The organism is uncultured Methanobrevibacter sp. (genome assembly GCF_947170395.1).
GTDB lineage: Archaea > Methanobacteriota > Methanobacteria > Methanobacteriales > Methanobacteriaceae > Methanocatella.
Map to the genome: position 1 here is coordinate 1 of NZ_CAMVTE010000051.1, position 7,309 is coordinate 7,309.

Annotated in this window: 6 protein-coding genes; 4 read left to right on the forward strand and 2 right to left on the reverse strand. The window is 35.1% G+C overall.

Features of this window, described 5'->3' with window-relative positions; translation table 11 throughout:
* On the forward strand, nt 1–635 hold a 635-nt coding region (gene argB, locus Q0W04_RS10090; RefSeq protein WP_298502862.1), incomplete at its 5' end, for an acetylglutamate kinase.
* 20 nt (nt 636–655) lie between these two features.
* On the opposite strand, the gene Q0W04_RS10095 is transcribed toward argB, so the two are convergent.
* Both Q0W04_RS10095 and aksF read right to left on the reverse strand, forming a co-directional pair.
* A complete protein-coding gene (locus Q0W04_RS10095; RefSeq protein ID WP_298502865.1) occupies nt 656–2,125 on the reverse strand; it encodes a class I adenylate-forming enzyme family protein in 1,470 nt (489 codons plus the stop codon).
* A complete protein-coding gene (gene aksF, locus Q0W04_RS10100) occupies nt 2,125–3,114 on the reverse strand; it encodes a homoisocitrate dehydrogenase (RefSeq protein WP_298502866.1) in 990 nt (329 codons plus the stop codon). Before aksF ends, Q0W04_RS10095 begins: the two co-directional genes overlap by 1 nt.
* A gap of 176 nt (nt 3,115–3,290) precedes the next feature.
* Between aksF and Q0W04_RS10105 the strand changes: the two genes are divergently transcribed.
* The 3 genes from Q0W04_RS10105 (at nt 3,291) to Q0W04_RS10115 (ending at nt 6,875) form a co-directional block, all read left to right on the forward strand.
* Nucleotides 3,291–3,755 carry a HEAT repeat domain-containing protein gene (locus Q0W04_RS10105; RefSeq protein WP_298502868.1) on the forward strand — a complete coding sequence of 155 codons (465 nt, stop codon included), beginning with the start codon at nt 3,291–3,293 and terminating at the stop codon, nt 3,753–3,755.
* A 140-nt stretch (nt 3,756–3,895) separates the two neighbouring features.
* Nucleotides 3,896–4,600 (forward strand): ABC transporter ATP-binding protein, encoded by a 705-nt coding sequence (locus tag Q0W04_RS10110; protein WP_298502874.1) that lies wholly within the window; start codon nt 3,896–3,898, stop codon nt 4,598–4,600.
* Nucleotides 4,601–4,604: 4 nt separating this feature from the next.
* Complete coding sequence (locus Q0W04_RS10115) at nt 4,605–6,875, forward strand: ABC transporter permease (RefSeq protein WP_298502871.1); 2,271 nt, start codon at nt 4,605–4,607, stop codon at nt 6,873–6,875.
* Nucleotides 6,876–7,309: the final 434 nt, after the last annotated feature.

The window sequence follows — 7,309 nt, forward strand, 5'->3', positions numbered from 1 at the left end:
TCATCAAAGGTTTAAGAGTAACCGATGAAGAGACCATGGAAATCATTGAAATGGTTCTGGTCGGTAAAATTTCAACTGAAATAGTCTCAGAACTCATCAAACATGACGGTCAGGCAATCAGTTTGTCAGGAAAGGATTCAAGTTTGATATTTGCACATAAAAAGCCGGTAAGTAAGATTGATGAGGAAATCGTTGATTTGGGTCTTGTCGGTGAAGTTGACTGCATAAACACTGATTTGCTTGAAATGTTTGTGGAAAACGATTATATTCCGGTCATATCCCCTGTAGGTATTGCAAAGGATGGGACCAGTTTGAATTTGAATGCCGATACTGCTGCAGGTGAGGTCGCAAGTGCGATGGGAGCGGAAAAATTAATAATATTAACTGATGTTCCTGGTGTATTAAGAGATCCTAATGATCCGGATTCCCTAATTCAAAAAATCAGAATCGATGAGGTTCCCGGTTTGATTGAAGAGGGAGTCATTTCTGGTGGAATGATTCCAAAAATCGAAACCTGTGTTAAGGCTATTGAAAATGGTGTTGAATCCTGTCACATTATTGATGGGCGTAAAAAACACTCCTTGCTTTTGGAAGTCTTTACTACTGAAGGTATTGGAACTATGATTTTTAAATAATCATAGTTATTCTTTTTTTACTATTTTTTAAACATTTTTCTAAGTTCTCTTCTAAGTAATTTCCAGCCGTTTACCCTTGGAAGTTCATCAAGTGCAAATATTTTTCGGGGAACCTTATATCTGGATAAGTTTTTACGCGCATATTCAATTAATCCTTCTTCATCAGATTCATTTTCCCAAACGACTGCTGCCACGGGTATTTCTCCTCTGTGGCAGTCATTGATGCTGAAAATTGCTATTTCTTTAACTTCACTATATTTGATTAATACTTCTTCCACTTCTGTTGGATAGATTTTCCATCCGCTCATAACAATCATGTCTTTCTTACGGTCGGTAATGAACAAACGGTTATCTTCATCGAGATATCCAATATCTCCGGTTAAAAACCATCCATCATCCAAAAATGATGCTTTGGTTTTTTCTTCATTTCCCCAGTAACCTTTTGCAATTGCAGGTCCTCTCAAGGCGATTTCTCCCTGTTCATATTTGTCAAGAACGATTGTTGAGTCGATTTCGTCAACGATTTTAACTTCTGAAAAACAGACGGGATGGCCAACACTTTCAAATCTGTCGGCTTCACGATAATCTTCAGGTCTGATTACGGTTCCTGTTCCTATTACAATTGTTTCTGATAGTCCGTATGCGTTGATGATTGGAATTCCATATGTTTCGTGGAAATCTTTCCAGATTTTTTTGTGGAGAGGCCCTCCTCCTGAGATTATTTCGCGAACGGTTTTTAACTGTTCCCTTTTATCAATTGTGGTTAATGAGTGTATTACTGGTGGCATTCCAGTTAATACAGTTACCTTTTCACTTTCACACAATGACAGGTATTCGTCCAAATCGAACTGTTCGATTAGAATATAATAGGCTGCAGCTCTTAGTGCAGCAATTGACCATGAAAGGCCGACATGAGCCATTGGATATATTCCAAGATATATGTCATCTTGTTTCAGGGTCAGTACATCGCATTCATTGTGGATTGCAGTAAAGTAATTTCCATGAGTCAGCATTGCACCTTTTGGTTTGCCTGTAGTTCCTGAAGTGTATTGGAGTTGGCACAAATCATCCCAATCAGTGTTTTCCGCTGGCAAAACCTCTTTTGTTTTGTAGTTTGAAATGTCTGTGGGGATGTATGTTTCAATGTCAATGATGCCTTTTGCATCGCTGTCGGTAATCATTAGTTCGGCTTTTGAATCGCTGATGATGTATTCAAGTTCGGCTGCTGTAAAAATTCTATTTGCAGGAATTGCTATTGCCCCTATTCTCCAGATTGCAAAAAGTGAAAATAAGTATTCTTCGGAATTGTTTAAATATATCAGAACTCTGTCTCCTTTATCAATTCCAAAATCTTTAATCTGGCGACCGATTTCGGAAACGATTGATAGAATTTCTCCTGAATTATATTTGTTTCCAGTTGTCGGGTTGTATAATACATCTTTGTCTAAACGTTTTGAATTGGCATCTAAAAAAGTGGTAATATTCAACATTAGATTAACTCCTTAACAATAGCTTTTGTAACATCCATGGTGCTTGAGTTTCCTCCAAGGTCGGGAGTCCTTATCTTACATTCTGCAATTACCTTTTCCACGGCATTTTTAATGTCATTTGCACTTTCCCATTCTCCCAAATAGTCAAGCATCATTGAAGCGGAAAGTATCATGGAGCATGGATTTGCAATGTTTTTTCCTGCAATGTCCGGAGCTGATCCATGCACGGGTTCAAATAAGCCGTTGTGGTCTCCGATATTTCCTGATGGTGCAAGGCCAAGACCTCCAACCAATCCAGCACTTTCATCGGACAATATATCTCCAAATAGGTTGCTTGATACTATAACGTCAAAGTTTTGAGGTTGTGTAATCAGATACATTGCCATAGCATCCACATAGTAATCCTCTGTTCTTATTTGAGGGTATTGTTTGGAAATGTTGTAAAAGCTTTCCTTAAAAACACCGTCTGTCTTTTTCAATACGTTGCTTTTGTGAACACAGGTGACTTTGTCCTGTCCTCTTTTAATGCATAGGTTAAATGCTGCCTTTGCAATTCTCTCTGAAGCCTTTTTGGTAATGATTCTCTCTGCAATCATCTTGTCTTCATCACCGTATTCCACCTGGGAGTACAGACCTTCGGTGTTTTCTCTCACGATTACGAAGTCAATGTCGTCTCTAAGGCATTTCACGCCTTTATATGATTTAATTGGTCTGATGTTTGCATAAACATTAAGTTCCTTTCTCAGGTTTATGATTGGACTAGGTTGACCTGGTGTTGAGGTTGATGCTCCAAACAGCACTGCATCACTTTTATTGGCTATTTTTAAAGTCTCTTGGGGCAGCGTTGTTCCGTTTTTGTTGAAACATTCAAAACCTGCTTCTCCATACTCGAAACTGAAGTTCAGGTCCAGTTTGTCGAGCATATACTCGCAACATTCCATTACTTCATTACCTATTCCATCTCCACTGATTATCGCAATATTATACATCATGTTACCTTTAATACAATTTTTTGTACTATTAATAATATTGATGTTATTCTATTTAAGTTAGATTAAATTTTGTTCGTATACTATCGAAATATATTTATATCTCAATGAATATAATAATAAGTAACTACAAAAATAAGGTTAGATTTTCCTTGTTGAATCGGAGAGGGATTAAAATGGAAAGAAGTATCGATGAATTAATTGAGTTATTAAATGATAAAGATGACTTCGTTGTTGAAGATGTTATTGGTGAATTGGAATTAAGAAAAGATGAATCCTTGGATGCATTGATTGACGCATTATCCAGCAGAAAGAAAAATATCAGAATGCATGCAGCAACATTGCTTGGTGCATTCAATGATCCAAAAGCAATTCCTGCTTTGATTGCAACATTAAAAGACAACAACAAATTGGTAAGAAGGGAAGCTTCTACAGCTTTAAGCCGTATGGGTGAACCTGCTGTTGATCCTTTAATTGAAACTTTAGCTGATGAGGATTGGAGAGTTAGAGGAGCAGCCGCATGGGCGCTTGGAAACTTGGGTGATGAAAAAGCTATTCCTGCACTTGAAGAATTGCTTGATGATGAAAGCGGTTTTGTAAAACAAGGTGCACAAAGCGCAATAGCTTCCATTAAGAAATAATTTTATTTCTTACTTTTTTTTATTTTTAACCATTTTTTATCTGATTAAGTTGTTTTCTATAAAATCTAATCATTTACTATTTTTCATATCATATGTCTAAAAAATAAAATTTAAGTATAATTAATTAAAGAGTACATATGATGAGTACAATTATAGAATTTAAAAATGTGGTAAAGGAATACAAATCAGGAAATCACATATTAAAAGCTATGGACGACGTAAATTTTTCAATTGATGAAGGAGAATTTGTTGTAATTCTCGGACCGTCCGGAGCTGGTAAATCAACACTATTGAACCTTTTGGGAGGTTTGGATTCTGTCACTTCAGGTCAGATTATTGTAAACAATCAAAATGTTGAAAGTTTTGACGATAATCAGCTGACTGAATATAGGGCTAAAAATGTTGGTTTCATATTTCAGTTCTACAACCTTATTCCAAATTTGACTGCACTGGAAAATGTCGAGTTGATGAAGGATATTGTGGATGTGGACATTGATGGACTTGAAGTTTTGGATTCAGTTGGACTGAAAGGTCATGCAAATCAGTTTCCTGCACAATTATCCGGTGGGGAACAACAAAGGGTGTCAATAGCAAGGGCTGTAGCCAAAAAACCTACAATGCTTTTATGTGATGAACCGACAGGAGCACTTGATTCGAAAACAGGTGTGCTAATTTTAAATCTGCTCCAAGACATGAGCAATAACCAGAATACCACTGTCGTAATTGTAACTCACAATTCAATACTTGCGGAAGCGGCCGATAAAGTTATTAGAATTAAAAACGGTCAAATTGAGGATATTGTTGTTAATGAAAATCCAAAGAAGGTTGTGGATTTAGAATGGTGATTGTGTGCTATGTAAAAAGATGTTAAGAGACATCAAAAAGCATAAAACACAATTCATATCTATTTTTTTAATGGCTTTTTTGGGAGTTTTTGTTTTTACGGGTGTCGGTGGAGAGGCGCTTGGTCTTGAAGCCAATGTTAATCAATTTTATGAAGATACAAATCTTGCAGACGGTTGGATTTATTCTCCATACCTGAATGATTTGTTCGTGGAACAGGTGTATTTGCTTGGTGCAACTACACAAATGGAGCGGCAGGTTGTAGTGGATTCGGAAGCGGTCATTAAAAATGAACCCGATGTTACGTTGCATTTTGTAGAAAACAACACGATTTCGAAGTTTTATTTGGTGGAAGGCGAACCGTTGGACATTAATGATTCCAATGGTGTATGGTTGGATAAAAGTTTTGCGGATGCCAATGGCTTCAAGGTTGGCGACAACATTTCCTTTGAATTTGAAGGTTATAAAATCAATAAGGTAATAAGGGGCGTAGGTTACTCTCCGGAGTACGTTTATCATGCATCGACATATTCAGTATTACCTGATTTTAAAAAGATTGGTTTTGCATATCTGTCTTATGAGGCATTTCCAAGCGATACAGTGCCATATAATGTTTTAAATGTCAAATTTAAGGGAAGTCCAGACACTTTCAATGAGATACTGGATTATCGTTTGGATGGTTATTATATCACATTTCTTGAAAGATCCCAACATTCAAGCGTTAGTCTATTTTCAGACCAAATCAGTCTGCATAAAATGATGGCTGATGTTTTCCCGATGGTATTTATTGCAGTTTCAATGTTAATTCTTTTAACAACAATGACAAGGATTATCACTCATCAAAGAAATCAAATAGGTATTTTAAAAGCTAACGGATTTAAAAATAGCACTATAATCTGGCATTATTTATCGTATGGTTTCTGGTTGGTTTTAATCGGGTCTGTTTTGGGTTTGATTTTGGGGCCGATGATTTTGCCTAAGTTCATTTATTCAATAATGGATTCAATGTTTATATTGCCTTCATGGAATTATGCTTGGAGTATGAATTTTATTTATATGGCTGTTTTAATGGTTTTAATGTCAGTGGTTGTTTCATATTTTTCGGTTAAAGTTATTTCAGATGAAAAACCGTCACAGTCCATTAAACCAAGAGCGCCGAAGGTTTCCTCAACAGGAATCATAGAACGATTGAAAATTTGGCGTAAATTATCCTTTAATGTACGTTGGAATTATCGTGATGCCAAAAGAAATAAATTCCGTGCATTGATGACAATAATTGGGGTATTGGGTTGTGTTGCACTTTTAACATGTGCTTTCGGACTTCATGATTCAGTTAATGATTTGATGGTATGGGAATTTAATAAAACTTCTCATTATGAAACGGAAATGATTATAGATGATGGAGCCAGCCAATCTTCAATCGATGAAGTGGCAAGTGATGTTAATGGTGATGAGATTATGAAAGATGTCATTGAAATAGAATCAAACTCAACTAAAAAGGCGGGCAATCTTTTAGTTTTAGATGGTACTGATTTGGTAACTCCAACCGACTCTGATATGAATGAAATTAAAATAAAAGATGATGAAATTTCCATATCTCAGAAAATGGCAGACATGTTGGATGTTAAAGTTGGAGACACTATAAAATGGCATATGATGGATTCAAATAAATGGATTGAATCAAAAATAGATAGGATTCATGCAGATCCTAATTCTCAGGGTCTTATCATGTCTAAGGAAAAATTGCAGGATCTTGATTTAAATTATACACCGACAACTATTGTGACAAACGAACCTGTTGATAAGAATTATTCTGCTATTAAGTCATTCAGTTCAATGGAATATCGGATGGAGGGGTGGCAGAATATGATATTGGCTGCATGGGTGTTGATATATGTTTTGATTATATTTGCATCTTTTTTGTCTGTTGTTGTACTTTATAATTTGGGATTATTGTCATTTATTGAAATTGAAAGGGAAATTGCAACCCTGAAGGTTTTAGGATTTAAAACGGATACTCTGCGAAGGTTACTGTTAACCCAAAACTTATGGTTTTCAACAATTGGATTTGTATTGGGCATTCCTTTAGGTTATTATATCCTAAAGACAATGTGGGCATCAGCAGGTGATTCATATTATGTTGTGCCTAAAATATCTCTTACAAACTTTTTGCTCACAGCAATTATAACATTTTCTTTATCGATAATTGTAAATTTAATGTTTTCACGTAAAATTAAAAAGTTGGACATGGTTGAATCACTTAAAAATGGGGAATAATTTTTACAAATTTTTGAGTTAATAAGGGTATCTATATATAATTTAATTAACATAAAATTAATCATTAAATTTATAATAATAACTCATTAAGGTTATTAATATTTATTAATGTTAATAATTGGATGATTTATTGGACATATATCTAAAGGATTTCTATAAAATTATTTGAGTGGACAAAATATTATAAATTTTTTAACATAGGAATTGGAGGTAATAATATTATAAAAATTAATAAAATCCTGTTATTAATTTCAATAATATTTGTTTCATTAATTGCTATAAGTGCAGTAAGTGCTGCTGATTTGGCTGATACTATTGCTGTTTCCGATGTTGATGATTCGGATGTTATTTCTGTTGATGAGAATGTTGATTCAATAGGTGTTGATGATTCGGATGTTATTTCTGTTGATGAGAATGTTGATTCAATAGGTGTT

Bases quoted from the DNA above. Each gene is read 5' to 3' on its own strand.
- Q0W04_RS10095 (WP_298502865.1), bottom strand. From the start codon at position 2,125: ATGTTGAATATTACCACTTTTTTAGATGCCAATTCAAAACGTTTAGAC.
- Q0W04_RS10105 (WP_298502868.1), top strand. From the start codon at position 3,291: ATGGAAAGAAGTATCGATGAATTAATTGAGTTATTAAATGATAAAGAT.
- Q0W04_RS10110 (WP_298502874.1), top strand. From the start codon at position 3,896: ATGAGTACAATTATAGAATTTAAAAATGTGGTAAAGGAATACAAATCA.
- aksF (WP_298502866.1), bottom strand. From the start codon at position 3,114: ATGTATAATATTGCGATAATCAGTGGAGATGGAATAGGTAATGAAGTA.